Source organism: Kribbella sp. NPDC048928, assembly GCF_043197975.1.
GTDB lineage: Bacteria > Actinomycetota > Actinomycetes > Propionibacteriales > Kribbellaceae > Kribbella.
Genome location: NZ_JBICUC010000002.1, coordinates 1,080,483 through 1,106,956, shown reverse-complemented (window position 1 = coordinate 1,106,956; position 26,474 = coordinate 1,080,483). Strand labels below are relative to the sequence as shown.

The window sequence follows — 26,474 nt, the reverse complement described above, 5'->3', positions numbered from 1 at the left end:
TACCCTCAGACGATGCGCGCACATGCTGAGCGGTTGGACGGGTTGGGTACGACGGTGTTCGCGGAGATGTCCGCGCTCGCGATCGCGACCGGCTCGGTGAACCTCGGCCAGGGATTCCCCGACCAGGACGGGCCGGACTCGCTGCTCGAGGACGCGGTCGCGGCGATCCGCGGCGGCGCGAACCAGTACGCACCCGCGCGCGGCGTGCCCACGCTCCGGCAGGCGGTTGCCGATCACCAGCAGCGGTTCTACGGGCTCGAGTACGACCCGGACACCCAGGTCCTGATCACCACCGGCGCCACCGAGGCGGTCGCGGCCGCACTGCTCGCGTTCGTCGAGCCGGGTGACGAGGTGATCGCACTCGAGCCGTACTACGACTCGTACGCGGCCGGGATCGCGTTCGCGGGCGGCCGCCGGGTCCCGGTCACGCTGCGCGCGCCGTCGTACCGGCTGGATCTCGACGAACTGCGCGCCGCCGTCACCGCGCGGACGAAGGTGCTGCTGATCAACTCACCGCACAACCCGACCGGTACCGTCCTCACCGACGACGAGCTCCGCGGGATCTGCGCGGTCGCGCTCGAACACGACCTGATCGTCATCACGGACGAGGTCTACGAACACCTCGTGTACGACGGGACGCACCGGCCGCTGGCGTCGTACGAAGGCATGGCAGACCGGACCGTTTCGATCAGCAGCGCCGGGAAGACGTTCGCGGTCACCGGTTGGAAGATCGGCTGGGTGACCGGATCGCCCGACGTCGTGACGGCGGTGACGACCGCGAAACAGTTCCTGACCTTCACCTCGGGCGCACCGTTCCAGCCCGCGGTCGCCAATGCGCTTGCCCTGGGCAATGACTACTACGACACGCTGCGCGCCGGCCTGCGGTCCCGCCGCGACCTGCTCAGCGACGGCCTCGCCGCCCTCGGCTTCGAGGTCCATCGCCCCGCCGCCACGTACTTCGTCACCACCGACATCCGCCCCCTCGGCCACACCGACGGCATCGACTTCTGCCGCATGCTCCCCGAACGAACCGGCGTCGTAGCCATCCCCCACCAGGTCTTCTACGACAACACCCCCCTCGGCCGCCCTCTGGTCCGCTGGGCCTTCTGCAAAAAGCCCGAAGTACTCCAAGAAGCCCTGACCCGCCTCCAAAAGCTATGAGCTGTGGATGCCGACAAACAGAACGCTGGTGTGGTGGGGATTGGCATTCAACGGATTGTCCAGGAGTACGGCGCTGCTCGACCCGTGTTGTCCACAGGTGTCGTGGGGCCGTGCGGGGCAACCCGGGGCAGATCGTCAGGGCAGGAATTTCGCGAGCGTTTCGGGGTCGCGGGCGATGGCGGTGGACTGGTCGTCGGCGGTGATGATGGGGCGTTGGATGAGGATGGGGGTGCTGACCATGGCCTCGATCCAATCGGAGCGGTGGTCGGGGTCGCGGGGGAGGTCGCGGAGGGGTTTGGCTGCGGGTTCGTTGTGGCGGACGACATCCCAGGGCTCGAGGTTGAGGCGCGTCAGCACGTCGGCCAACTCCTCGGCCGTGGGCGGGTCGTCGAGGTAGCGCCGTACGGTGTAGTCGACGCCGGCGTCGTCGAAGGCCTTGGTGGCGGCGCGGCACTTCGAGCAGGCGGGGTTGATCCAGATCTCCACGAGGGTCTCCTGAGCGTCAGCGGTGCAGGAACCAGACTTTGGTGGGGCGCTGCATCATCAGGATCAGCAGCGTGACGTGCACGGCGAGGCCGAGCAGGCTGGCCGGGAGCGCCATCACTCCGCCGGCGATCCCCATCACCGCGACCGCGATCAGCACGTACCGCGCCCAGCCGTGGCGCTTCCGGACGTAGAACGCCGGCACCAGGTAGACGACCGCACACACCAGGGCGGCCGCGACCGCGACCGGGGTGTTGCCGCGGGAGCCGGTGAGCACCTCGGAGATCTGACCGCCCGCGGACGTCAGCGCGAGCCCGGCGAGCAACAGGCACATCGCACCCAGCCCGGCGGAAATGACCGCAGAGATCGTCACCTGCTTGGGCACCGCGGTCGCCTGCGGCCCGTACGTGTCCGGGACGTCACCGAACAGTCCGCTGTACGGCCCCGGCCGGCTCTCGACCGGCTCGTCACCGTGCTGCCCAGTCATCCGCTCCGAACTTCCTTCCCAAGACCCCGTCCCCCCGATCCTCCCAGACCACCCAAGCCCCGATCTGGGCCGACCTGCCGCAAGACAAAGGAAAGGCCCGGTCGCGAGGGCCGGGCCTTTCGGACGGTTGGTCAGGAGACGTCGAGGGCGTCCTTGGACTCGTTGAGGGTGACCTTGACGGTTTCACCGTCGCGGACCGAGCCGTCGAGCAGGCCGCGGGCGAGCTCGTCGCCGATCGCGGACTGCACCAGGCGGCGCAGCGGGCGGGCGCCGTACACCGGGTCGTACCCGGTCATCGCCAGCCACTCCATCGCACCCTCGTCGACCTCGAGCGTGATCCGCCGGTCGGCGAGCCGCTTCTGCAGCGAGTTGATCTGCAGGCCGACGATCTGTGTCAGCTCCTCGCTGCCGAGCGCGTCGAACAGCACGATCTCGTCCAGCCGGTTGATGAACTCCGGCTTGAACGACTGCCGCACCACGGCCATCACCTGGTCGCGCTTGACCTTGTCGTCGAGCGACATGTCGGCCAGGTACGTCGAGCCGAGGTTGCTGGTCAGGATCAGGATGACGTTCCGGAAGTCGACCGTACGACCCTGACCGTCGGTCAGACGGCCGTCGTCGAGCACCTGCAGCAGGATGTCGAAGACCTCGGGGTGCGCCTTCTCCACCTCGTCGAGCAGGATCACCGAGTACGGACGCCGGCGGACCGCTTCGGTCAGCTGGCCGCCCTCCTCGTACCCGACGTAGCCGGGCGGGGCACCGACGAGCCGCGCGACGCTGTGCTTCTCGCTGTACTCCGACATGTCGATGCGGACCATCGCCCGCTCGTCGTCGAACAGGAAGTCCGCGAGCGCCTTCGCCAGCTCGGTCTTACCCACGCCGGTCGGGCCGAGGAACAGGAACGAACCGGTCGGCCGGTCCGGGTCGGAGATGCCCGCCCGCGCCCGCCGGACGGCGTCGCTGACGGCCTTCACCGGGCGGCGCTGACCGATCAGCCGGCGCCCCAGCTCGTCCTCCATCCGGAGCAACTTGCCGGTCTCGCCCTCGAGCAGCCGTCCGGTCGGGATGCCGGTCCACATCGCGATCACCTCGGCGATCTCGGTCGGGCCGACCTCCTCGTTCACCATCGCTTCGGGGCCTTCGGCAACCTCTTCCTCGGCGTCGGCCTCCTCGAGCTCCTTGCTGAGCTGGGGAATCTCGCCGTACAGCAGCCGGGACGCGGTCTCCAGGTCGCCGTCGCGCTGGGCGCGCTCAGCCTGGCCGCGCAGCTCGTCGATGCGCTCCTTGACCTCGCCGACCCGGTTCAGGCCGGACTTCTCGCGGTCCCAGCGGGCCTCGAGCGCGCGCAGCTCCTCCTCGCGGTCGGCGAGGTCGGCGCGCAGCCGCTCCAGCCGCTCCTGCGACGAGGCGTCCTCCTCGCGGGACAGCGCGAGCTCCTCCATCTTCAGCCGGTCGACGGTACGGCGCAGCGAGTCGATCTCGACCGGGGACGAATCGATCTCCATCCGCAGCCGGGAGGCCGACTCGTCGACCAGGTCGATCGCCTTGTCGGGCAGCTGCCGGCCGGAGATGTACCGGTTCGACAGGGTCGCCGCGGCGACCAGCGCGGAGTCGGAGATCGCGACCTTGTGGTGCGCCTCGTACCGCTCCTTCAGGCCACGCAGGATCGCGATCGAGTCCTCGACCGACGGCTCACCGACGAACACCTGCTGGAAACGCCGCTCCAGCGCGGGGTCCTTCTCGATCCGGGTCCGGTACTCGTCCAGGGTGGTGGCGCCGATCATCCGCAGCTCGCCGCGGGCCAGCATCGGCTTCAGCATGTTGCCGGCGTCCATCGCGCCCTCGCCGGACGCGCCCGCGCCGACGACCGTGTGCAGCTCGTCGATGAACGTGATGATCTGACCGTCGGACTCCTTGATCTCGGTCAGCACGGCCTTCAGCCGCTCCTCGAACTCACCGCGGTACTTCGCACCGGCGACCATTGCGCCGAGGTCGAGGCTGATCAGCCGTCGACCGCGCAGCGATTCCGGTACGTCACCCGCGATGATCCGCTGGGCGAGTCCCTCGACGACGGCGGTCTTGCCGACGCCGGGCTCGCCGATCAGCACCGGGTTGTTCTTGGTACGGCGGGACAGCACCTGCACCACGCGCCGGATCTCGGAGTCGCGCCCGATCACCGGGTCGAGCTTCCCGTCCTTGGCGCGCTCGGTCAGGTCGACACCGTACTTCTCCAGGGTCTTGGTGGTGCCTTCGGCCTCCGGGGAGGTGATCCGCCGGTTGCCGCGCATCTGGTCGAACGCGGTCAGCAGCGCGTCGGCCGTGACGCCCAGAGCGCTCTTCGCCGGGCCCTCGACGGTCGCGAGCGCGATCAGCAGGTGCTCGGTGGATACGTATTCATCACCGAGTCCGAGCGCACGCTGCTCCGCCTGGTTGAGCACGTCGCCGGTCTTCGGCGACAGGCTCGGCGCCTGCACGCTGCCGCCGCTCGCCTTCGGGAGCCGGGCGAGCTGCTCGGCCGTCTTCCGCCGGACCGCGTCGCGATCGCCGCCGGCCGCCTCGAGCAGGCCGATCGTGGTGCCCTCGGGCTGCGCGAGCAGTCCGGACAGGAGGTGAATCGGTTCCACGGTCGGATTGCCCGCCGCGGACGTCTGGCGGATCGCGACCGACAGGGTTTCCCGGGCCAGCGTCGTCAACCGCTGAACATCCATCAGGTTCCAGCCTTTCAGTTCCAGCAACAACAGTCACTGGGTACAACTTATCCAAACTTGAGTCCATTCCACTCAACTCTGGACGATTCCCAGGGACAAGTCAGGGTTGTCAGCTGCGACCGACTGCTACCAGGCCGGCGTCGTAGGCGAGGATCACGGCCTGGACGCGGTCGCGGGCGCCAGTTTTGGCGAGCATCCGGCTGACGTGGGTCTTGACCGTGTGCTCGGTGAGGTGCAGTTCGGTGGCGATCTCCGCGTTGGAGTTCCCCTTGGCCACCAGCACCAGGATCTCGCGTTCGCGGGCGGTCAGCAGGCCGAGCCTGGCGACGTCCTCGGGGGCGACCTGGTTCTCGGCGAAGCGGTCGATCAGCCGCCGCGTCACGGGCGGCGCGAGCAGTGCGTCACCGGCAGCGATCACCCGGACGGCGTTGATCAGCTCGTCGCGGGAGGACCGCTTCAGCAGGAACCCGCTGGCCCCGGCCCGGAGCGCGTCGTATACGTATTCATCCAGGTCGAACGTGGTCAGGATCACCACCCGCGGTCCCCCGGCCAGCTGCCGGGTCGCCTCGATCCCGTCCATCACGGGCATCCGGACGTCCATCAGTACGACGGCCAGGTCCAGGATCGCGGCCGCCTGCCGGACCGCGTCCGCGCCGTCGGTCGCCTGCGCGACCACCTCGATGTCCGGCTGTCCGTCGAGGATCATCGCGATCCCGTCCCGGACCAGGTCCTGGTCGTCGACCACCATCACCTTGATCGGCCGCCCGTCCACGGCCGGCACCGGCGGGGTCACCGACTGCCTTCGACCGGGAACCAGGCGGTGACGGTCGTGCCGGAGCCCGGCGTACTGCGGAGATCCAGAGTGCCGCCCTCGATCCGGACCCGCTCGCGCATCCCGGCCAGCCCGTGTCGCATCCCATCAGCAGCCGCCGCGACGTCGAACCCGCTGCCGTCGTCGCTCACCTCGACCCGCACCCCCGTCTGCTCCACCCGTACGCGTACCTGCGCCGCGGACGCCTTCGCGTGCCGTATGACGTTCGTCAACGCCTCCTGCACCACCCGGTACGCCGCCACCTGCTGTCCTTCGGACGGGCCGTCCAGATCACCGGACACCTCGAGCTCGACCGGCAGATGACCGTCCGACACATCCGCGACCAACTGTGGCAGATCCGCGAGGCCAGGCTGCGGCGCCAGCTGCGGATCCGGCACCCCGTCGGCGTCGCGGAGCGCGGACAACAACCGGTCGAGCTCACTCAGCGCCCGTCGGCCCGCATCACCGATCCGCTGGAATCCCGCCAGTACGTCGGCGTCGCCCCGCCGTACGAGATCCGGCCCTGTCTCCGCCTGGATCACCATCAAGTTCACCGCATGCGCGACCACGTCGTGCAGGTCCCGCGCGATGTGCGACCGCTCGGTCAGTACGACCCGCGCCACCTCCCGCTCCACCGCAACCTGCTCCAGCTCGGCCTCGCGCTGCGCGGACTGCACGTTCCGCCGGTAGAGCCGGACCGCGATCCCCACGCACAACGGGACGAGCAGCGCCAGCGACAGACTGACCGGCCACCGCCGATTCACCATGTCGTCGGCCACCTGGTTGTACGTCAGGCCGGGCTGATTCGCGATCCCGGGATAGATCCGTACCAGCACCGGATACTTCACCAACGCTGCGATCGTCGGCAGCGCCGCCAGCACAACGATTGCCATCGGCATCGACCAACGCAACGCCTGCCGCGCAGTCCCGACCGAGTAGAGGGCAACGGCCAGCGCAAACAGCAGCAACCACAGCTTGTCGGTCTGCCAGTACGACAGCAGCGCCGCAAGACCAATGACAGCGACCGGTACGGCGGGGACCCGGCGGCGGGCCGCCAACGTCAACGGCGCGAAGGCCACCACGTACGGGAGCCACCCGGGCGCCGTCCACCAGTTCCCGTGAACCCGGTCTCCCCACAGCTCGACGAAGACCATCGAGACGGCGGCCGCACCGAGCAGCAGCCCGCCCGACAACTCGTCGGAGCTGCGCCGCACCGCGCGCAGCATCCCCTCCAACCGCTCCCCCGCCGTACGCCGCACCGGCGTGACACCCTGCCGACGTCGCAGCAGCAGTGCAGCAACGGCGAACACGGCAATGACAACAGAGAACCACCAGGTCCAGCCGGACGTGGTCACGCGCTTCCACGCCACTTGCGCGATCCCGTTGACGGTCGTGACCTGGCCATCGACGACGAAGCGCACAAAGACGTGCGGATAGATCGACAGCTGCAACCATCCGCGCCGCAGATCAGCCAGCAGCGGAAGGCCGGCCAGGACCACACACAGAACGACACCGGTGCGAGTCCCCCACCGGGTCGGCAGCCACCACGCGGCGAGCAGGCAGCCTACGAGCAGCGGCCACGGCACACCACCGGCCAGCAGCGACCATCCGTACGCACCGGCGAGCAGTCCGCCCATCGCAAGGGCGGGAGCGACACGACGTACGGCGATCAGCAAGGCCGACCAGGCAACAACCGTCGGCAGCCAGGGCGAAGCGTAGGCCCAGTAGTCGGCGCGTTGCACCAGCCAGTACTGGGTCACCGCCGTCGCACCGAGGGCGAGGACGACGTCCGGCCAACTGATCCCCGGATCGGTCGGGGACATCCGGCTCCAAAGTCTCGTCACGGCTACATTCTGCGGGGATCAGGACGGCTTGCAGTCACTCTTTCGAGTGACATCGGCCGGCTCGGGGGTCATTCGTTGCATTGAGCAAGGACCGTCCTTGCAGGCGATGCGGCACACCGACGTTCGCAGGAATTGTCGTCGGCATGACCTTCAGTCCCGTCCAAGCACCGCCGCAGCCACGCACCGTCCGGCCGGTACGCCGCAGTATTTTCCTGGTCGCTGCGGTCGCGTTCGCCGGATTGTGCCTCGCGATCTGGCCACCGCACGCCCTGCAGTACGACCTCCGCGTGTACGTCGTCGCGGCCCGAGCGTTCCTGCACGGGCAGGACATCTACACCGCGCACCACGCCTTTCCGAACGACATGCTGCTCGGCTTCACCTATCCGCCGTTCGCAGCACTGATGTTCGCGCCGATCGCGGCCCTGGGTACGGAGACCGGCCGCGCCGTCATGACGTTGGCCAACGCCGCCACACTGCTGGTCATCGGGCTCATCACCACACGTGCCCTCGGGCCGGGCTGGCCGAAGGCGCGAGTCATGACGATCGGCCTGGCCGTCGGCGCAGCAGGAATCGCCCTCGAGCCGGTCCGGTCGACGTTCGCCCTCGGGCAGGTCAACCTGTTCCTCCTCGCACTCGTCCTCGTCGACCTGCTCGGGTACGTGCCGAGCCGGGTTCGCGGCGTACTGGTCGGAATCGCCACCGGCATCAAGCTCACGCCGGGCATCTTCATCGTCTACCTGCTCGTGGCCCGCCGGTACCGCGAGGCGATGGTCGCCTCCGTCGCGACCGGCGCAACGATCCTCGTCGGCGCTGTCGCGATGCCGGACGGCTCACGCCAGTTCTGGGGGCACTATCTGCTCGATCCCAGTCGCCCGGGCGCGACGCACTTCGTCAGCAACCAGGCGTGGCGCGGGGTGTTCGCCCGAATCGCCGGCGGCGTGGACGGCATCGGGCCCGCGTGGATCGTTGCCGTAGGCATCACTCTCACCATCGGCTACGTCGCGATCCGAAAGGCCTGCACGCGCCGTACCTCGGCGACCGTGAGTACACCCATCACGGGTTCCAGCTGTTCCTGGGCAACTCGTACGCAGTCTGCGCCGCGCTGACGCTGCTCCTGGCCGCGGCTCAGACGGTGAACTCGGACGCGCGGAGGCGGTAGACCTGCAGGTTGAGGTCGTAGTACTTGTCGGTCTCGCCGACCCACTCCATACCGAGGCGGCGCGCGGTGGCGATCGCGCGCTTGTTGTGCGGCCGGGCGACGGCGAACAGCTCGTCGACCTCGCCGGTGCCGAACGCCCAGCGCATCAGCGCACGGCTCGCCTCGGTCGCGTACCCGTGGCCCCAGGCGCTCGGCCGGAGCTGCCAGCCGATCTCGAGATCCTCCTCGTACGGCGGGAGGAGCCGGACCAGCAGCGCGCCGACGATCTCACCGTCGTCCTGGCGCGCGACCGCCCAGCGACCGGCCGGAACCACGAAGTTCGGCTGAGCCTCGATCCAGGACTGCAGGATCAGCCGCATGGTCGCGGCATCCGGCACCTTGTCGATGGCAGGTGACAGCCAGGGCGCCACGTCGGCGGAGCCAAAGATCTCCAGCGCCGCGTCGGCGTCGTCTTCCTCCCAGTCCCGGATCACGAGCCGGTCCGTCTCCAGCTTCAGGGTCACCTCGCCAGAGTATGCGGTCAGGCTGCGCAGACAACAGGAACAGCAGGTGAAAAGGGAACCGCAGGGCGGTCCTGAACGGACCACCCTGCGGGGGCCGAAGGGCGCCGGGGGGTCAGCGCACCTTCGACTTGCGGAGGCGCCGCGGGGGAACGACGGCCTCCACCGGTACGGAGGCTCCGAGGGGTGGATCCGGAAGGCCTCCGATGGCCTGGTGTGGGTTGTGACGGCGGGTCAGCGCGGGCCGAGTTCCAGGGGCTGGGTGCGGATCCATCGCGTCGTGGTCTGCTGCCGGCCCATGGCGATCACGTCGCCCGCGGGGCCGGCCGAGAAGACCCTGCTGGTCGCCGTACGCCGGGAGGCGCCGACGCCGCGCTGAACCTCGGCCAGGAGCTGGTTGACCCGCTTGCGCAGATCCTCCACCTCCGACTGTAGCGCGAGGATGTGCTGGATTCCCGCGAGGTTGATGCCGTCTTCTTGTGACAGATGCTGCACGTAGCGCAGCTTCGCCACGTCGTACGCCGAGTACCTCCGGCCACGGCCGGACGCCCGGCTCGGCACCACCAGGCCGAGCCGGTCGTACTGGCGCAATGTCTGCGGATGCATGCCGGCCAGCTGGGCCGCGACCGAGATCACATAGATCGGGGTGCGGTCGTCCCAGGTCGGCACCTGGCTGAACGGGATGCCCATCACGACGTCCCGAACAACCCGGCCCGCAGATCAGGATGATCCGACGCGGAGTTGAACTCCTGCAGCTTTTCCTTCTGCTCGTCGGTCAACTCGTGCGGCACCTGCACCTCGAGGGTGAGCAGCAGGTCGCCCTTCGTCCCGTCCCGGCGCACCGAACCCTTGCCGCGGACGCGCAGCTTGCTGCCGTTCGCCGTACCGGCCGGGATCCGGACTGTGACCGGCAAGCCGTCCAGCGTCGGGACCTTGATCTCCGCGCCCAGCGCCGCCTCGGTGAAGCTCACCGGGACGTTCAGCGTCAGGTGCTCACCCTGCCGACCGAAGATCCGGTGCGATTTGGTGTGCACGGTGACGTACAGGTCGCCCGCGGGGCCACCTCGCTCGCCGGCCGCGCCCTTGCCCTTCAGGCGGATCCGCTGGCCGTCCTGCACACCCGCGGGGATCCGGACCTGCATGGTCTTGCTCGACTGGCCGCGGCCGGAGCCGTGGCAGGTCTCGCACGGCTGGTCGACGACCAGACCTCGACCCTTGCACTCGGTGCACGGCTCGGTCATGGCGAACACGCCACCCTGGACCGAGGTCTGCATGCCGGTGCCTTCGCACTTGAGGCAGACCTTCGGCACCGTGCCGTACTTGGCGCCGGTCCCCCGGCAGGTCGGGCACGGCTCGTCGCTGGTCATCCGGAGGCCGACCGTGACACCGTTCACGGCCTCGGCGAACTCGATCGTCGCCTCGGTCTCGATGTCCTGGCCGCGCCGCGGACGCGCCGTCGTGGTGGTCGTCCGCTGGCCGCCACCGCCGAACATGCCGCCCAGGATGTCGCCGAGGCCGCCGCCGGTGTTCTGCCCGCCGCCCCGGTTGAACAGGTCGCCGACGTTGAAGTCGAACCCGCCACCGGTCTGACCGCTGCCGCCGGGCATCCGGAAGCCGCCGCTGCCGAACAGCCGGCGCGCCTCGTCGTACTCCTTGCGCTTCTTCGGGTCGCCGACCACGTCGTACGCCTCGGAGACCTCCTTGAACTTGGCCTCCGCCTTGGTGTCGCCGGCGTTGGAGTCAGGGTGGTACTTGCGTGCCAGCTTGCGGTAGGACTTCTTGATCTCGTCGGCCTCGGCGGTCTTGGAGACGCCCAGAACCTTGTAGAAGTCCTTCTCGATCCAGTCCTTCGTGCTCATCCGGCGCCTCCCCTCCCGTCTCGACCTGTGTTACTCCGCGGACCCGTCCGCGTCTTCATCTGTGCCCTCCACCGGCGCGTCGGCCTTCGCGGCCTCGCCCGGCAGTTGTTCGGTCGGCTCCGACACGGCCACCCGGGCCGCCCGCAGAACACGCTCGCCGAGCCGGTAGCCCGGTTGCATGATCATCGTCGCGGTCGGACCGTCGACGTCGTCGGAGTAGTTGTGCAGCAGGGCCTCGTGGATCCGCGGGTCGAAGGCATCGCCCTTCTCGCCGAACTTCACCAGGCCGAGCTTCTCGGTGACTCGCTCCAGCGACTCCGAGACCGCCTTGAACGCGCCCTCCAGCTCGCCGGCCTCGCGGGCCCGGCCGACATCGTCCAGGATCCCGAGCAGCTCGGTGAGGACGGTGCCGACCACCAGCTCCCGGGCCGCCTCGCGGTCCCGGTCGACGCGGCGCTTGTAGTTCACGTACTCCGCCTGCAGTCGCTGCAGGTCGGCCGTACGTTCCTTGAGCGCCTCGGTCAGCAGAGCCTCCTGAGCGGACGGACCGATCAGGTCGGACGGGTCCCGGGGCGGCTGGCCCGCGGGGCCGTCGGCCGCGGGGGCCCCGGACGTGTCCGAGGGCTCCCGCAGCTTGCCGGTCTCCGGGTCGATCCGGCGCTTGTCGCGGACGACGGGGTCGCCGTCACCGAACTCGCTGCCAGTCGGTCGATCCGTCACTTGTCCTCCGTCTTGTCCTGCGGCCGGTCCTCGTCCACGATCTCGGCGTCGACGACGTCGTCGTCGTTGCTCGCGCTGGTCGTGTCCTCGGAGGTCGCGCCGTCGTCGGTCGAGCCGCCGGCGGCCTGGGCGTTCGCGTACATCGCGGCACCCATCTTCTGGCTGGACTGGGCGAGCTTCTCCGAGGCGGCCTTGACCGTGTCGGCGTCGTCACCCTCGAGGGCCTTCTTCAGCTCGGCCACGCCGTCCTTGACCTCGGTCTTGACGTCGTCCGGGACCTTGTCCTCGTTCTCCTGCAGGAACTTCTCGGTCTGGTAGACGAGGCTCTCGGCCTGGTTCCGGTTCTCGACGGCCTCGCGGCGCTGCCGGTCCTCCTCGGCGTACTGCTCGGCGTCGCGGACCATCGACTCGATGTCGGTCTTCGGCAGCGCGGAGCCACCGGTCACCGTCATCCGCTGCTCCTTGCCGGTGGCCAGGTCCTTGGCGTTCACGTGCACGATGCCGTTCGCGTCGATGTCGAAGGTGACCTCGATCTGCGGCACGTTCCGCGGCGCCGGCGGCAGGCCGGTCAGCTCGAAGTTGCCGAGCGACTTGTTGTCGCGGGCCATCTCGCGCTCGCCCTGGTAGACCTGGATCATCACCGACGGCTGGTTGTCCTCGGCCGTGGTGAAGATCTCCGAGCCCTTGGTCGGGATCGTGGTGTTGCGCTCGATGATCTTGGTGAACACGCCACCCTTGGTCTCGATGCCGAGGCTCAGCGGGGTCACGTCGAGCAGCAGGACGTCCTTGACCTCACCCTTCAGCACACCGGCCTGGAGCGACGCTCCGACTGCTACAACCTCGTCCGGGTTCACGCCCTTGTTCGGGTCCTTGCCACCGGTCAGCTCCTTGACCAGGTCGGCCACCGCGGGCATCCGGGTCGAACCGCCGACCAGGATCACGTGGTCGATCTTGCTGACGTCGATGCCGGCGTCCTTGATGACGGCCTTGAACGGGGCGCGGGCGCGCTCCAGCAGGTCGTTGCTCATCTTCTGGAACTCGGCCCGGGAGAGCTTCTCCTCCAGGTGCAGCGGTCCCGCGTCGGTGAGGCTCAGGTACGGCAGGTGGATCGTGGTCTCGGCGGCGCTGGACAGCTCGATCTTGGCCTTCTCGGCGGCCTCGTTCAGCCGCTGCATGGCCATCTTGTCGCCGGACAGGTCGGTGCCGTTCTTGTTCTTGAACTGGGTCACCAGCCACTGGACGATCCGGTTGTCCCAGTCGTCACCACCGAGGTGGTTGTCACCGCTGGTCGCCTTCACCTCGAAGACGCCGTCGCCGATCTCCAGCAGGGAGACGTCGAACGTACCGCCACCCAGGTCGAAGACCAGGATGGTCTGCTCGGTGCCCTTGTCCAGGCCGTACGCGAGCGCGGCCGCGGTCGGCTCGTTGACGATCCGGTGCACCTTCAGGCCCGCGATCTCGCCGGCCTCCTTGGTCGCCTGGCGCTGCGCGTCGGAGAAGTACGCCGGCACGGTGATGACCGCGTCGGTGACCTGCTCCCCGAGGTACGCCTCGGCGTCCCGCTTCAGCTTCTGCAGCACGAACGCGCTGATCTGCTGCGGGGTGAACTTCTTGCCGTCGATGTCCACGTTCCAGGCCTCGCCCATGTGGCGCTTGACCGAGCGGATCGTGCGGTCGACGTTCGTGGTCGCCTGGCGCTTCGCGACCTCGCCGACCAGGACCTCGCCGTTCTTGGCGAAAGCCACCACCGAGGGCGTCGTGCGCGCTCCCTCGGCGTTGGGGATGACGGTGGGCTCGCCACCTTCCAGTACGGCGATGACGGAGTTCGTCGTACCGAGATCGATACCGACCGCGCGGGCCATGCTGTTACCTCCACGAAGTTGAGTGATACAGACTCAATGTTGCCTGTTCGCCCGCCTCGGTTCAAATCCGTGACGCAACAAACTTGAGTTCACTGGGCTCAACATTGCACACCGCCCCGGTCATTCCCAAGGGCACCCCCGGATTTAAGGGTGCCGGCCAGGGTGCGGCCAGGGAGACCCCTCCCGGTGCAAGCGCTTACCGTGCGATCCTGATCACTGTGAAACTCCGCCCGATGACCGCTGCCGACGCCGCCGCGGTCGTCGCGCTGAACTCCACCGCGGACGGCCTGGTCGAGCCGCTGAACGCGGACCGGCTGGACTGGCTCCGGCTGATCGCCGCCCACGCCGTCGTCGTCGACCTGGACGGCCGCCCGGCCGGGTTCGTCCTCACCTTCACACCCGGATCGGCGTACGACGGGCTCGCGTTCGAGTCGTTCACCCGTACGTACGCCGACCGCTTCCTGTTCATCGAGCGGATCGTGATCGGCGCCGACGACCGCCGCCAGGGCCTCGCCACCTCGGTCTATCGGGCCATCGAGCGCTCGGCGCAACCGTTCGACCGGACGGTCGCGGCCGTACCGCTCGGCAGCGCGGCGTTCAGCTTCCACACCGCCCGCGGGTATCACGAGGTCGGAAAACAGCACCTCCCGAACGGCACCACGACCGCGCTGGTCTCCAAGGAGCTTTAGAGCTGCCGTACGTCGAGGAGCGCACGCATGGGCAACTCGTACCGCAGGCGCGGCTCCATCAGCCCGTCGACGATGCAGGCTGCCCCGATCCAGTGCGCCCCGCACTCGTCCACCAGCGCTTTCGCCGCCTGCGCGGTCGCCCCGGTGTCGATCCAGTCGTCGACCACCAACACATGATCGGACGGCTGGATCAAGTGCCGCCGGAAGCCGAACACGACATGACGGTCCTGGTAGTCGGGCGCCGAGGTGTGCCGTACCCACCGGTCGCTGTCGATCGACGTACCGCCCGCCTTGCGCATCTCGACGAACCCGACGCCCAGCGCGGCAGCGGTCAGCGCCCCGAGCAACGACCCGCGCGACACCGGCCCGAGCACCACGCTCGGCACCTCGTCGTACAGCCCCGCCAACGCCGGGCCGAGCTCCCGCAACAGCTCAGCATCCCGCCACCACCCGGTCAGATCCGCATTACAGCTTCACGCCCCCCGATCCGTCCGCCAGCAAAACCCACTCCGAAGCCGCGCTCTCGTGTCCATACCCCTAGCGTGGCGCCCCTCCCCCGAGCCCGCACCTGAATTAGCGGGGGGCAGGGGGATCCCCAGGCCATCACAATCGCCGGGTCGACGCCCGCCCACGCGGGAGGCGACGGCCGGGGCGCGCATTGTGATGGCCTGGCGGTCCGCGTGTGGATAACTCGAGCGGCGAAACCGGCGATTACGTCACGATGAGTACATGCCTGAAGTCGTAGATGTTCTGTTGCGCCGCGAGGGCACGGCGACGTTCGGGCAGTTGCGCGCCCTCGTCTCTGGACGCGCGATCCGCGCAGCCCTGGACGGCGGATCGATCCGCCGCATCGCGAAAGGCGTGTACGCGCTGCCGGCTGCGCCCGATCCCATCGCGGCCGCACGCGCCCAGGGCGGGCTCGTGTCGCATGTCAGCGCCGCGGTCCTGCACGGCTTCGATGTTCTGGAGTTGCCGGACAAGCCGCAGATCACCGTCCCGCGGGGCCAACACCGACGACTGAGCCCGGTGGCGTGCGAACTGCATTGGGCGGACAACGTATCCGCCGACGGTCCCTGCACCACCAGGCTGCAGACGGTGCTGGACTGTGCGCGGACCCTGCCGTTCGCGGCCGGTCTGACGATCGCGGACTCGGCGCTCCGCGGGCGCGCGTTGGACCGATCCCAGCTCATGGTCGCGGCCGCCGACCTGAGCGGGCCCGGGTGCCGTCGAGCGCGTCGGGTCGCGGCGGCCGCGGACGACCGGTCCGAGTCACCGCTGGAGTCGGTCGTGCGCGCGATTCTGATCGAGGCCGGCATCGAGGGCTTCGAGCCGCAGGTCGTCGTTCGGGACGGCGTCTTCTCGGCGCGCGTCGACCTGGGACACCGGGAACTCTTGCTGGCGCTCGAGGCCGACAGCTTCGCCTTCCACGGTTCGAGGGCAGCACTGGCCCGGGATTGTCGCCGGCACACCAACCTCACTATCCGCGGCTGGCGGGTGCTCCGCTTCTCCTGGGAGGACGTGATGTTTCACCCGGAGTGGGTGGTCGACGCGGTCCGGCAGGCAATGGCCGGATCCCCAGGCCATCACAATGTGCGGATGCGGGCTGCCTCAGGCGGGACCGAGTGGGTGGCGTGCTGATTGTGATGGGCTGGCGGTCCGCCCCCGCATTCAGACTGGGCGGCCGGCGAGGAAGGTTTGGGTTACGAGGGGGACGGCGGGGCGGTAGGGGAGGTGTAGGTGGGTGGGGGCGTCGAGGACTGTGAGGTTGGCTTGGGCGCCGGGGGTCAGGTGGCCGAGGTCGGGGCGGCGGAGGGAGGCGGCGCCGCCGGCGGTGGCGGACCAGAGGGCCTCGGCGGGGGTCATGTGCATCTCGCGGACGGCGAGGGCGATGCAGAAGGGCATCGAGGAGGAGTAGCCGGAGCCGGGGTTGCAGTCGGTGGCGAGGGCTACGGTGACGCCGGCGTCCAGGAGGCGGCGGGCGTCGGGGTACGGCGACCTGGTGGAGAACTCGATCGCGGGCAGCAGGCCGGCGACGACCCCGCTGGAGGCAAGCGCGTCGACGTCCGCGTCGGTGAGGTACGTGCAGTGGTCGGCGGAGGCCGCGCCGACCTCGGCGGCGAGCTGGACGCCTGGGCCCTCGCCGAGCTGGTTGGCGTGGATGCGCGGCTGCAGCCCGCGTGCGATCCCGGCCTGGAGGATCGCGCGCCCCTGGTCCGCGTCGAACGCACCACGCTCGACGAACACGTCGATCCACTTCGCGTGCGGTGCCGCGGCGTCGAGCATCGGCCCGGTCACCAGCGACACGTACCCCGCCGGGTCGTCCGCGTACTCGGCCGGTACGACGTGCGCACCCAGGTACGTCGTCTCGTCGGTGAACTGCCCCGCGATCTGCAGGCTGCGCGCCTCGTCCGCGACCGTCAGGCCGTACCCGGACTTGATCTCGACCGTAGTCGTGCCCTGGCGGCGCATCTCGGTCACGAGTCGGGAGACGTTCGCGGTCAGCTGCTCGTCGGTCGCCTCGCGGGTCGCCGCGACCGTGGTCCGAATGCCGCCGGCCGAGTACGGCGTACCGGTCATCCGGGCAGCGAACTCGGCCGCACGGTCCCCCGCGAACACCAGATGTGAATGCGAGTCGACGAACCCGGGGATCACTGCACGGCCGCCGAGGTCGACCGCACTGTCCGCCGCCGGGGCGTCACGGCGCGATCCGACCCACGCGACCGTACTCCCCTCGATCACGAGCGCCGCATCCCCGACCTCGCCCAGCAGCCCGCCTCGCGCGGGGTCGTTGGTCACCAGCGAATTGATTCCGGTCAGGAGGAGTGAGGTCATCGGGTCACCGCCGTGATCGAGGAAGCCAACTCAGCCGCGACATCCACCCGAAGATGTTTGCCATCGGCAACCAGGTGTTTGCCGGAGACGACGACATCTGACACGTCCGCGGCCGATGCGGCGAACACGGCCGTTTCTCCGGTGCCACCGGTGCCGGCGGTGCGAACGGTGTCGAGGCGGATCGCCACCAGATCCGCGCGGGCTCCGGACGCGATCGCGCCGGCGTCGTCGAAGCCGATCGATCGATGACCGTCGACAGTGGCGGCCTTCAGCAGCTCGGCCGCCGACCAGTGTCCGCGTTCCTGGGTCGCGAGGCGTTCGTTGAGCTCGACCGCGCGCATCTCCTCGAACAGGTCGATCACCGCGTGGCTGTCCGATCCGAGCGTCAGCGCCGAACCGGCGTCGCGCAACTGCGTGGCCGGTCCGATGCCGTCTGCCAGGTCGCGTTCGGTCGTCGGGCAGAAGCAGGAGTACGTCGCCGAGCTCCCGAGCAGCCCGACATCGACCGAGGTCAGATGCGTCGCATGCACCGCACTCGTACGCCCACTGAGGAACCCGGCCTCGTCGAGAACCTGCGCCGGCGTCCGCCCGTACGCAGCGAGGCTGGCCTCGTTCTCAGCAACCTGCTCGGACAGATGAACATGCAGCGGTACGTCAGGGAATGCCGACGCGACCGCACCGAGCTGATCCTGCGGAACGCCCCGGATCGAATGCGCCGCCGCCCCGACCACCACGTCCTCGGCGCCCTGCAGCCCAGCGACCCGGGAGGCCCAAGCGGTCGCATCGCCGTCACTGAAGCGTTGCTGTACGTCGTTGAGCGGCTGATCGATGCCGCCGGCAACGTAACAGGTGTCGAGCAGCGCGATCCTGATGCCGACGTCCCGCGCGGCCGAGATCAGCGCCACACCCATCGCATTCGCGTCGTCGTACCGTTTGCCGCCGGGCGCGTGGTGCAGGTAGTGGAACTCGCCGACCGCGGTGATGCCGGCCAGCAGCATCTCGCCGTACGCCGCGCGGGCGAGGTCGTAGTACGTGTCGGGGGTGAGCGCGGCGGCGACGGCGTACATCTGCTCGCGCCACGTCCAGAACGTCCCGCGCTCGGTCTGCGTCCGGCCGCGGAGCGCGCGGTGGAACGCGTGACTGTGACAGTTCGCGAGGCCGGGGACGACCAGACCGTTCAGGATCTGCGCGTCGCCCGGATCCACATCGGTCTCCACCGATGTGAATCGGCCGTCCGCAACGGTCAGCAGGACTCGGGATGCGAGACCGCTCGGGAGGACGGCGGTCTCGCACCAGTACGAGGTCACTTCGCGAGGTCCTTCAGTACGGCAGCCAAGGCTTCGACGCCCGCGAGGCAGTCGTCCTGTTCCGCGTACTCCGCGGGGGAATGTGAGACGCCGGTCGGGTTGCGGACGAACAGCATCGCGGTCGGGATCCCGGCCGCGGAGAACACGCCCGCGTCGTGGCCCGCTCCGGTCGGCAGGACCGGGGCGCCATCGAGAACGTTCACGAGCCGATCGCGGAGGCCGGCCGGGAAGTCTACGATCGGCGAGACCGACTCGGCGGTGACCTCGAGCGTGGTGCCGTCGCGCTCGGCGCGTTCGGTGGCTTGCTTGGTGATTGCTGCGAGCAACGATTCGAGGGTGCCGGTGTCGGCGGCGCGGGCGTCGAGCCAGGCGGTGACCTGGGACGGTACGGCGTTGGTGCCGTTCGGCTCGACGGAGACGCGGCCGAAGGTGGCGCGGGCGCCGGCCAGGCGGGCCTGTTTGTTCGCGGCGAGGGCGGTCATTGCGTACGTCAGCATCGGGTCGTGCCGGTCTTCCATCAGGGTCGTACCGGCGTGATTGGCCTCGCCGCCGAACGTGAAGCGGTAGCGCCCGTGCGGCCAGATCGAGCTCGCGACGCCGACCGGTGCGGTCAGACCCCGGCCCTGCTCGACGTGCAACTCGATGAAGGTCCCCATCCGCTCCACCAGGGGTGAGGGACCGATCGCGGTCGGGTCGAGGCCGGCCTGCTCCAGGGCTTGGGCGAGGCCGACCCCCGTACGGTCCTGTAACTGCAGGGCCTTGTCCGCGGGCAGTACGCCGGTCGCGACCCGGGACCCCAGGCAGGGCATCCCGAACCGCGCTCCTTCTTCCTCCACGAACGCCCCGATCCCGATCGGCACGCCCGGCTCGAACCCCTCGGCCCGCAACCGATCCACCGCCGCCAAGGCCGAAACCACCCCAAGAGGCCCATCGAACGCGCCACCATCAATCACCGAGTCCAGATGACTCCCGGTGACCACCCCAGGACCGTCGCCGGCGCTCCACCAGGCGATGTGGTTGCCTATTGGGTCGGTTTGGACGGGGAGGTTGCGGGCGGCGCACTGGTCCAGGAACCAGTGCGTCGCCTCGCGTTCGGTGGGGGACCAGCCGCCGCGGGTGTAACCGCCGGTTTCGGGGTCACGGCCGATGGCGGACTCGTCGGCCCACAGGGTTTCGAAGCTCAAGACCGGCTCACGACAACGGGTTCTTCGACAGCCAGTCCTTGGCGACCGCGTCCGCGCTCTCCTTGCCGACGTCGATCCGCTTGACCAGGTCGGTCAGCGCGTCCGTGGTCAGCTTGGCGTCGACCGCGTTCAGCGCCGCGGTGACGTCGTCGGACTTGTGGTCGGTCCGGATCAGCGGAACGATGTTGTTCGGGGGCAGGATGCCCTCCGGGTCGTCCAGCTGCACCCAGCCCTTGTCCTTGATCACGGCCTGGGTGGTGAACAGGTCGGTGACCTGGATGGTGTTGTCGGTGAGCGCCTTGATGCTCAGCGGGCCACCGGCGTCCAGCGTCTTGTAGTCCTTGAACTCGACGCCGTACTTCTCCTTGAGCCCCTTCAGGCCCGCGGTCCGGACCTTGAACTCGGTCGACCCGCCGGCGACCAGTTCCTTGCCGACCGGCTTCAGGTCGGCCAGCGACTTCAGGTTGTACTTGTCCGCGGTCGCCTTGGTCACCACGATGGTGTCCTCGTCGGCGGCCGGCGACATCTCCAGGACCTCCAGCCCGGACGGCAGCGCCTTCTTCAGCGCGTCGTACGACTTCTGGGCGTCGGTCTCGGTGGAGTTCTTGTCGAAGTACACCAGTGCGGCACCGGTGTACTCCGGGACGAGGTCGACGGACCCGTCCTTGATCGCGGCCATGTAGGTCTCGCGGTTGCCGATGTTCGGCTTCTTCTTGACCTCGATGCCCTTGGCCGCGAGCGCCTGACCGTAGATCTCGGCGATCAGCTGGCTCTCGGAGAAGTCGGCGGACCCGACGGTGATGCTGCTCACCTTGGACGGCGCGGGTGAGGACCCCGCGTTGTCGTTGCCGAGCTGGTCGCCCCCACCCCCACAACCGGCCAGGCCGAGCACCGCCATCCCGGCGATCGCAGTACGGATGAGTGTGGATCTCAACACGAGAGCCTCCAGTGTTCTCGTTCAGCCATCGACCGGTGCCGATGGATGTAGCGCAAGTTCATCAGGTTCCATGGACAGTTCAGTTGAGTTTCAGGCCCGGTGAGACGGTGATCCGGCCGATCAGCGCGAACAGGGCGTCGAGCAGCAGGGCCATCAGCGCCACCAGCAGCGCGCCGGTGAACATCTGCGGGAAGTCCCGGAGCTTCAGCCCGTCGATCACGTACCGCCCGAGGCCGCCGAGCGACACCAGCGCCGCGATGGTCGCGGTCGAGACGATCTGCAGCGTCGCGCTCCGGACGCCGGAGATGATCAGCGGCAGCCCGATCGGGATCTCCACCTTGGTCAGGATCTCGCGCCCGGTCATCCCCATCCCGCGGGCGGCGTCGATCGTCGCCGGATCGACACCCGACAGGCCGGCGTACGTCGAGGCGAGGATCGGCGGGATGCCCAGCGCGACCAGCGCGATCAGCACCGGCAGGAAGCCGATCTGGTCGGTCAGCAGCACTGCCAGCATCAGCAACCCGAGGCTGGGCAGCGCGCGGGCCGCGTTGCCGAGGTTGATCGCCAGGAACGCGCCCCGCCGGGTGTGCCCGATCCGCAGCCCGATCGGCAACCCGATCACCACCGACAGACCGAGCGCGGCGAACGTGTACCAGAGGTGCTGCAGGATCCGGGCCCAGATGCCTTCGTTGCCGGACCAGTTGAACGGGTCGGTCAGGTACTCCCACATGTCACGCCACCTCCGCCACTGGGGCCATGGCCCGCGCCCAGGGAGTCAGTACCCGCTGCAGCGTGACGAGCAACAGATCCGCGAGCAGGGCCAGCGCCAGGGAGAGCACCACGCCGACCACGACCGGCGTCAGGAAAGCCTTCTGGAAGCCGAGCGTGAACAGCTCGCCCAGCCCGCCGATCCCGATCACCGCGCCGACGCTGACCATCGAGATGTTCGCCACCGTGACGACCCGCAGGCCGGTGAAGATCACCGGTACGGCGATCGGCAGGTCCACCGCGATCAGCCGGTGCAGGTCGCCGTACCCGACCGCGATCGCGGACTGCCGGACGTCTGGTGGTACGGAGCGGAGTCCGTCGATCACGTTCCGGATCAGCAGGCTGACCGTGTAGATGGTAAGCGCCACGATGATGTTGACCGTGGACAGCACCTTGGTGCCGAGGATCGCGGGCAGCACGATGAACAGTGCGATCGACGGGAGCGAGTAGAGCAGTCCGCCGAACGCGATCAGCGGATTCGCGAGCCACGAGTAGCGCGTCGCGACGTACCCCAGCGGCACCGAGATGATCAGCCCGAGGATGACAGGCAGGATCGCCAGGTAGAGGTGCTCGCGCAACTGCTCCCAGATCAGACCCAGGTTGTCGCCGATCCACGTCATGGGGCCTCCCGGTCTGGACTGAGGAGTGGAGGGAGCGAAGCGACCGGAGCGACGAGGGAAGACCGGGAGTTCCAGCCCCATGACCCGTCGCGACGGAGTCGCGACATCAGCGCAGTCATGAGCGGAGCGCCTCCGCTACGGCACTCTGGTCCACGACACCGACCGCGCGGCCTTCATTGTCGACGACCACGCCCAGGCCGTTCGGGGACGTCAGTACGGCGTCCAAGGCCGCGCGGAGCGAGTCGCCGCGTTTGAAGACTGCGCCGAGCGGCTGCAGGTCCTCGGAGCCGTTGCGCCAGCCGACCGGTACGCCGTCCTTCAGCGCGAGCTCGGCCGGCACCGGCTGCACCGGCAACTCCTCGGGATGCACAAACGTCAGCGCGCGGTAACCGCGATCCTGCCCGACGAACCCGCGGACGAAGTCGTCGGCCGGATGCGCGAGCAGCTCGGCCGGCGGCGCGAACTGGGCCAGCTTGCCGCCGACCTGCAGTACGGCGACGTTGTCCCCGAGCTTGATCGCCTCGTCGATGTCGTGGGTGACGAACACGATCGTCTTGCCGATGTCGCGCTGCAGCCGGAGCAGTTCCTCCTGCAACTGGTGGCGGACGATCGGGTCGACCGCGCTGAACGGCTCGTCCATCAGCATGATCGCCGGATCCGCCGCCAGCGCCCGCGCGACGCCGACTCGTTGCTGCTGGCCACCGGACAGCTGAGCCGGGTACCGCTTGGCCATCACCGGGTCCAGGCCGACGCGTTCGAGCAGCTCCATCGCCGTACTGTGCGCCTTGTGCTTGTCCCAGCCGAGCAGCTTCGGCACGGTGGCGATGTTGTCCACCACGGTCTTGTGCGGGAACAGGCCGGCGTTCTGGATCACGTACCCGATGCCGCGGCGCAGGGTCACCGGATCCTGGGCGTTGATGTCCTGGCCGTCGATCGAGATCGTCCCGGAGGTCCGCTCGATGGTCCGGTTGATCATCCGCAGCGACGTGGTCTTGCCACAGCCGGACGGACCGACGAAGACGGTGATCTGGTTGCTCGGGATCCGCAGGGACAGGGTGTCGACGGCGACGGTGCCGTCCGGATACTGCTTGGTGACGTCCTCGAACTCGATCATGGCGCCCCTTCGCGCTCGTTGGTCGCCCGAAAGACCCTAGCGGAACGTCAGACCGAATCCACGCGGTCAGCCCGATCCGCAGGAAAGTGCACTGTAACGGTAGAGATACTGACCGTGCTCAGGACTCCCGCATCGGGACCCTGACCCCCTTCTCCGCGGCGACCTCGGCGGCCGTGTCGTAGCCGGCGTCGACGTGACGGATCACACCCATCGCCGGGTCGTTGGTCAGTACTCTTTCCAGCTTCCGCCGCGCCAGGTCGGTGCCATCGGCAACGGACACCTGGCCGGCGTGGATGGACCGGCCGATCCCGACGCCGCCGCCATGGTGGATCGACACCCAGGACGCGCCGCTGGCCACGTTCACCATCGCGTTCAGCAACGGCCAGTCCGCGATCGCGTCCGAGCCGTCGAGCATGCCTTCGGTCTCCCGGTACGGCGACGCGACGCTGCCGGTGTCCAGGTGGTCGCGACCGATCACGATCGGCGCCTCGAGCTCGCCGGAGGCAACCATCTCGTTGAACCGGACGCCGGCCTTGTCGCGCTCGCCCTGCCCGAGCCAGCAGATCCGGGCCGGCAGCCCCTGGAACGCGACCCGCTCGCCGGCCAGCTTGATCCAGCGCGCAAGGTGCTCGTTGTCCGGGAACAGGTCGAGGATGGCCTGGTCGGTCTTCGCGATGTCGGCCGGGTTGCCGGACAGCGCCGCCCACCGGAACGGGCCCTTTCCTTCACAGAACAACGGCCGGATGTACGCCGGTACGAAGCCGGGGAACTCGAACGCGCGGGCGTACCCGGCCTTGCGGGCCTCGTCGCGGATCGAGTTGCCGTAGTCGAACACCTCGGCGCCCGCGTCCTGGAACTCGACCATCGCCTGCACGTGCTTGGCCATCGACTCCTGCGCGCGCTCGGTGAACCCGGCCGGGTCCTTCTCCCGCGCGGTCGTCCAGTCCTCGAACTCGACGCCGATCGGCAGGTACATCAACGGGTCGTGCGCCGACGTCTGGTCGGTGACCACGTCGATCGGCGCACCCCGCTTGAGCAGGTCGGGCACGATCGTGGCGGCGTTGCCGAGGACACCGATCGACAACGGCTTCCGCGCCCTCTTCGCCTCCTCCGCGAGCCGCAGCGCCTCGTCGACGGACGACGCCCGTACGTCGAGGTAGCGGTGCTCGATGCGGCGCTGGATGCGGGACTCGTCGACGTCGATGCAGATCGCCACACCGTCGTTCATCGTGACGGCCAGCGGCTGCGCACCACCCATCCCGCCGAGGCCGGCGGTCAGCGTGACGGTGCCGGCCAGCGAGCCGCCGAACTTCTTGTCCGCGACCGCACCGAACGTCTCGTACGTCCCCTGCAGGATGCCCTGGGTGCCGATGTAGATCCACGAGCCGGCCGTCATCTGGCCGTACATCGTCAGCCCCATCGCCTCGAGCTTGCGGAACTCCTCCCAGGTGGCCCAGTCGCCGACCAGGTTCGAGTTCGCGATCAGTACCCGCGGCGCCCACTCGTGCGTCTGCATGACGCCGACCGGACGGCCGGACTGGACGAGCATGGTCTCGTCGTCCTTCAGCGTGGTCAGCGTCCGGACCATCGCGTCGAACGAGTTCCAGTCCCGGGCGGCCTTGCCGGAACCGCCGTACACGACGAGCTCGTCGGGGTGCTCGGCAACCTCCGGGTCGAGGTTGTTCTGCAGCATCCGCAGCGCGGCCTCCTGCTGCCAGCCGCGGGCGGTCAGGGTGGTACCGCGGGGTGCGCGGACGGGACGTGGTCCGGACATGGGTGATCCAGCCTTTCTAATTCAGCGGGCCGGTGACGGCCTCGGTCGCTTCGATGTAGGTGCCGTTGGCAACGAGTTGGACGGAGTGCTCGAGTTCGGGGGCGAGATGGCGATCGGTGCCCGGGCCATCGACGTACTGCCGGAGGGCTGCCCGGGCGGCCGCGGTGGCCGGCGCCGGGTCGAGCGGTGCGCGCAGGTCGAGCGCCCGCGCGGCGGTGAGGATCTCGATCGCCAGTACGCGCTGCAGACCGTCGACGGACTTGCGCAGCTTGCGGGCCGCGGACCAGCCCATCGAGACGTGGTCCTCCTGCATCGCGCTGCTCGGGATCGAGTCGACACTGGCCGGTACGGCGAGGCGCTTGAGTTCGGAGACGATCGCGGCCTGGGTGTACTGCGCGATCATGTGGCCGCTGTCGACGCCCGGATCGTCGGCCAGGAACGCGTTCAGGCCGTGGCTGCGCGCGACGTCGAGGAAGCGGTCGGTGCGGCGTTCGCTGATGCTCGCGAGGTCCGCGACGGCGATCGCGAGGAAGTCGAGTACGTACCCGATCGGGGCGCCGTGGAAGTTCCCGTTCGACTCCACACGGCCGTCGGGGAGTACGACGGGGTTGTCGATCGCGGCTTGGAGCTCGTACCCGGCAACGTTCTTGGCGTGCTCGGCGGTGTCGCGGGCGGCGCCGTGGACCTGGGGAGAGCAGCGGAGCGAGTACGCGTCCTGGACGCGGTTGCAGTCCGGGCCGCGGTGGCTGGCGACGATCGCACTGTCCTTGAGAATCACGCGCAGATTGGCGGCGGCTTTTCCTTGGCCAGGATGCGGTCGCAGCGCTTGCAGGTCCTCGGCGAAGACCCGGTCGGTACCGAGCTGGGCCTCGACACTCATCGCGGCGGCCAGGTCGGCGGTCTTGAACAGCCGATCCAGGTCGGCGAGCGCGAGGACGAGCATGCCGAGCATGCCGTCGGTCCCGTTGATCAGCGCGAGGCCTTCCTTCTCGGCCAGTACGACCGGTTGCAGACCGTTGCGCTGCAACGCCTCCCCGGCATCGAGAAGGTTGCCGTCGGCATCGCGGACCTTGCCTTCGCCCATGATCGCGAGCGCGACATGGGACAACGGCGCGAGATCTCCGGAGCAGCCGAGGCTGCCGTACTCGTGCACGATCGGCGTCAGGTGCGCGTTCAGCAGACCGGCGTACGCCTGAGCGGTCTCGACCTTCACCCCGGTGCGGCCGGTGGCGAGGGTCGACAGTCTGAGCAGTGCGAGCGCGCGGACGACCTCGGTCTCCACCTCGGGACCCGAGCCGGCCGCGTGCGACCGGATCAGGCTGCGCTGCAGCTGCGCTCGCAGTTCGGGTGCGATGTGCCGGGTGGCGAGCGCGCCGAATCCGGTCGAGACGCCGTAGTGCGGGGTGTCCGCGTGGGCCAGCGCCTCGATCGCGGCGCGCGACTTCGCGATCTCCTCGAGAGCCTGGTCGTCGATCCGTACCTGGGCGCCGTACCGCGCGACCGCGACCACCTGCGCCGCGGTCAGCGGGCCGACGCCGACCGCCACCGTGCCATTCACTGTGTGTTCCACCCGAACATTGCACCGCGCCGGATCGCTCGCCGACAGCAGCGCCGTACCACTTTCTGTCTCGGGTCTGAGACAGGGGTGGCGACCC

Annotated in this window: 24 protein-coding genes; 4 read left to right on the top strand and 20 right to left on the bottom strand. The window is 69.0% G+C overall.

Annotated elements, in window-relative coordinates:
* The first annotated feature begins 12 nt into the window (after positions 1-12).
* Positions 13-1,161: a pyridoxal phosphate-dependent aminotransferase gene (locus ACGFI6_RS12300; RefSeq protein ID WP_393117683.1), complete on the top strand. Its 1,149-nt coding sequence runs from the start codon at positions 13-15 to the stop codon at positions 1,159-1,161.
* Positions 1,162-1,296: 135 nt separating this feature from the next.
* On the opposite strand, the gene ACGFI6_RS12295 is transcribed toward ACGFI6_RS12300, so the two are convergent.
* The 5 genes from ACGFI6_RS12295 to ACGFI6_RS12275 form a co-directional block, all read right to left on the bottom strand.
* Positions 1,297-1,647 carry an ArsC/Spx/MgsR family protein gene (locus ACGFI6_RS12295; RefSeq protein WP_393117682.1) on the bottom strand — a complete coding sequence of 117 codons (351 nt, stop codon included), beginning with the start codon at positions 1,645-1,647 and terminating at the stop codon, positions 1,297-1,299.
* 16 nt (positions 1,648-1,663) lie between these two features.
* Positions 1,664-2,131, bottom strand: a complete 468-nt coding sequence (locus ACGFI6_RS12290; protein WP_393117680.1) for a hypothetical protein — start codon at positions 2,129-2,131, stop codon at positions 1,664-1,666.
* A gap of 131 nt (positions 2,132-2,262) precedes the next feature.
* Positions 2,263-4,839: an ATP-dependent chaperone ClpB gene (gene clpB, locus ACGFI6_RS12285; RefSeq protein ID WP_393117678.1), complete on the bottom strand. Its 2,577-nt coding sequence runs from the start codon at positions 4,837-4,839 to the stop codon at positions 2,263-2,265.
* 109 nt (positions 4,840-4,948) lie between these two features.
* Complete coding sequence (locus ACGFI6_RS12280) at positions 4,949-5,632, bottom strand: response regulator (protein ID WP_393117676.1); 684 nt, start codon at positions 5,630-5,632, stop codon at positions 4,949-4,951.
* Positions 5,629-7,494 carry an ATP-binding protein gene (locus ACGFI6_RS12275; RefSeq protein ID WP_393117674.1) on the bottom strand — a complete coding sequence of 622 codons (1,866 nt, stop codon included), beginning with the start codon at positions 7,492-7,494 and terminating at the stop codon, positions 5,629-5,631. Before ACGFI6_RS12275 ends, ACGFI6_RS12280 begins: the two co-directional genes overlap by 4 nt.
* 143 nt (positions 7,495-7,637) lie before the next feature.
* On the opposite strand from ACGFI6_RS12275, the gene ACGFI6_RS12270 reads away from it, so the two are divergent.
* Positions 7,638-8,600: a glycosyltransferase 87 family protein gene (locus tag ACGFI6_RS12270; protein WP_393117672.1), complete on the top strand. Its 963-nt coding sequence runs from the start codon at positions 7,638-7,640 to the stop codon at positions 8,598-8,600.
* A 19-nt stretch (positions 8,601-8,619) separates the two neighbouring features.
* Here the strand turns inward: ACGFI6_RS12270 and ACGFI6_RS12265 are convergent, their stop codons facing one another.
* From ACGFI6_RS12265 to dnaK, 5 genes are all read right to left on the bottom strand, one after another.
* Positions 8,620-9,156: a GNAT family N-acetyltransferase gene (locus ACGFI6_RS12265; RefSeq protein WP_393117670.1), complete on the bottom strand. Its 537-nt coding sequence runs from the start codon at positions 9,154-9,156 to the stop codon at positions 8,620-8,622.
* A gap of 231 nt (positions 9,157-9,387) precedes the next feature.
* Positions 9,388-9,843 (bottom strand): heat shock protein transcriptional repressor HspR, encoded by a 456-nt coding sequence (locus ACGFI6_RS12260; RefSeq protein ID WP_393117668.1) that lies wholly within the window; start codon positions 9,841-9,843, stop codon positions 9,388-9,390.
* Positions 9,843-11,012 (bottom strand): molecular chaperone DnaJ, encoded by a 1,170-nt coding sequence (gene dnaJ / locus ACGFI6_RS12255; RefSeq protein ID WP_393117667.1) that lies wholly within the window; start codon positions 11,010-11,012, stop codon positions 9,843-9,845. The genes ACGFI6_RS12260 and dnaJ overlap by 1 nt, the downstream gene beginning before the upstream one ends.
* A 30-nt stretch (positions 11,013-11,042) precedes the next feature.
* Entirely contained in the window at positions 11,043-11,732 is a 690-nt protein-coding gene (gene grpE, locus ACGFI6_RS12250) for a nucleotide exchange factor GrpE (RefSeq protein WP_393117665.1), read from the bottom strand.
* Positions 11,729-13,594: a molecular chaperone DnaK gene (dnaK, locus tag ACGFI6_RS12245; protein ID WP_393117663.1), complete on the bottom strand. Its 1,866-nt coding sequence runs from the start codon at positions 13,592-13,594 to the stop codon at positions 11,729-11,731. Before dnaK ends, grpE begins: the two co-directional genes overlap by 4 nt.
* 233 nt (positions 13,595-13,827) lie before the next feature.
* Here dnaK and ACGFI6_RS12240 point away from each other — a divergent pair, with 233 nt between their 5' ends.
* Positions 13,828-14,283, top strand: a complete 456-nt coding sequence (locus tag ACGFI6_RS12240; protein ID WP_393117661.1) for a GNAT family N-acetyltransferase — start codon at positions 13,828-13,830, stop codon at positions 14,281-14,283.
* Here ACGFI6_RS12240 and ACGFI6_RS12235 read toward each other — a convergent pair.
* Positions 14,280-14,711: a phosphoribosyltransferase family protein gene (locus ACGFI6_RS12235; protein WP_393117659.1), complete on the bottom strand. Its 432-nt coding sequence runs from the start codon at positions 14,709-14,711 to the stop codon at positions 14,280-14,282. The two genes, ACGFI6_RS12240 and ACGFI6_RS12235, sit on opposite strands and share 4 nt — an antisense overlap.
* A 301-nt stretch (positions 14,712-15,012) precedes the next feature.
* On the opposite strand from ACGFI6_RS12235, the gene ACGFI6_RS12230 reads away from it, so the two are divergent.
* Entirely contained in the window at positions 15,013-15,921 is a 909-nt protein-coding gene (locus tag ACGFI6_RS12230; protein ID WP_393117658.1) for a DUF559 domain-containing protein, read from the top strand.
* Between the two features lie 30 nt (positions 15,922-15,951).
* On the opposite strand, the gene hutI is transcribed toward ACGFI6_RS12230, so the two are convergent.
* The 9 genes from hutI to hutH all read right to left on the bottom strand — a co-directional run bounded on the left by hutI (position 15,952) and on the right by hutH (position 26,389).
* Positions 15,952-17,115, bottom strand: coding sequence for an imidazolonepropionase (gene hutI / locus ACGFI6_RS12225; RefSeq protein WP_393117656.1), 1,164 nt, complete (start codon positions 17,113-17,115; stop codon positions 15,952-15,954).
* On the bottom strand, positions 17,112-18,422 hold the full coding sequence (locus tag ACGFI6_RS12220; protein ID WP_393117655.1) for a formimidoylglutamate deiminase: 1,311 nt from the start codon (positions 18,420-18,422) through the stop codon (positions 17,112-17,114). Before ACGFI6_RS12220 ends, hutI begins: the two co-directional genes overlap by 4 nt.
* Positions 18,419-19,606: an allantoate amidohydrolase gene (locus ACGFI6_RS12215; RefSeq protein WP_393117653.1), complete on the bottom strand. Its 1,188-nt coding sequence runs from the start codon at positions 19,604-19,606 to the stop codon at positions 18,419-18,421. Before ACGFI6_RS12215 ends, ACGFI6_RS12220 begins: the two co-directional genes overlap by 4 nt.
* Before the next feature lie 7 nt (positions 19,607-19,613).
* Positions 19,614-20,543, bottom strand: coding sequence for an ABC transporter substrate-binding protein (locus tag ACGFI6_RS12210; protein WP_393117652.1), 930 nt, complete (start codon positions 20,541-20,543; stop codon positions 19,614-19,616).
* A 79-nt stretch (positions 20,544-20,622) separates the two neighbouring features.
* Positions 20,623-21,273: an ABC transporter permease gene (locus ACGFI6_RS12205; protein WP_393117650.1), complete on the bottom strand. Its 651-nt coding sequence runs from the start codon at positions 21,271-21,273 to the stop codon at positions 20,623-20,625.
* A gap of 1 nt (position 21,274) precedes the next feature.
* Positions 21,275-21,931 (bottom strand): ABC transporter permease, encoded by a 657-nt coding sequence (locus tag ACGFI6_RS12200; RefSeq protein ID WP_393117648.1) that lies wholly within the window; start codon positions 21,929-21,931, stop codon positions 21,275-21,277.
* A gap of 115 nt (positions 21,932-22,046) precedes the next feature.
* A complete protein-coding gene (locus ACGFI6_RS12195; protein WP_393117646.1) occupies positions 22,047-23,045 on the bottom strand; it encodes an ABC transporter ATP-binding protein in 999 nt (332 codons plus the stop codon).
* Positions 23,046-23,163: 118 nt separating this feature from the next.
* Positions 23,164-24,819, bottom strand: coding sequence for a urocanate hydratase (gene hutU, locus ACGFI6_RS12190; RefSeq protein WP_393117645.1), 1,656 nt, complete (start codon positions 24,817-24,819; stop codon positions 23,164-23,166).
* A gap of 16 nt (positions 24,820-24,835) precedes the next feature.
* Entirely contained in the window at positions 24,836-26,389 is a 1,554-nt protein-coding gene (hutH, locus tag ACGFI6_RS12185; RefSeq protein ID WP_393117643.1) for a histidine ammonia-lyase, read from the bottom strand.
* Positions 26,390-26,474 lie beyond the last annotated feature (85 nt).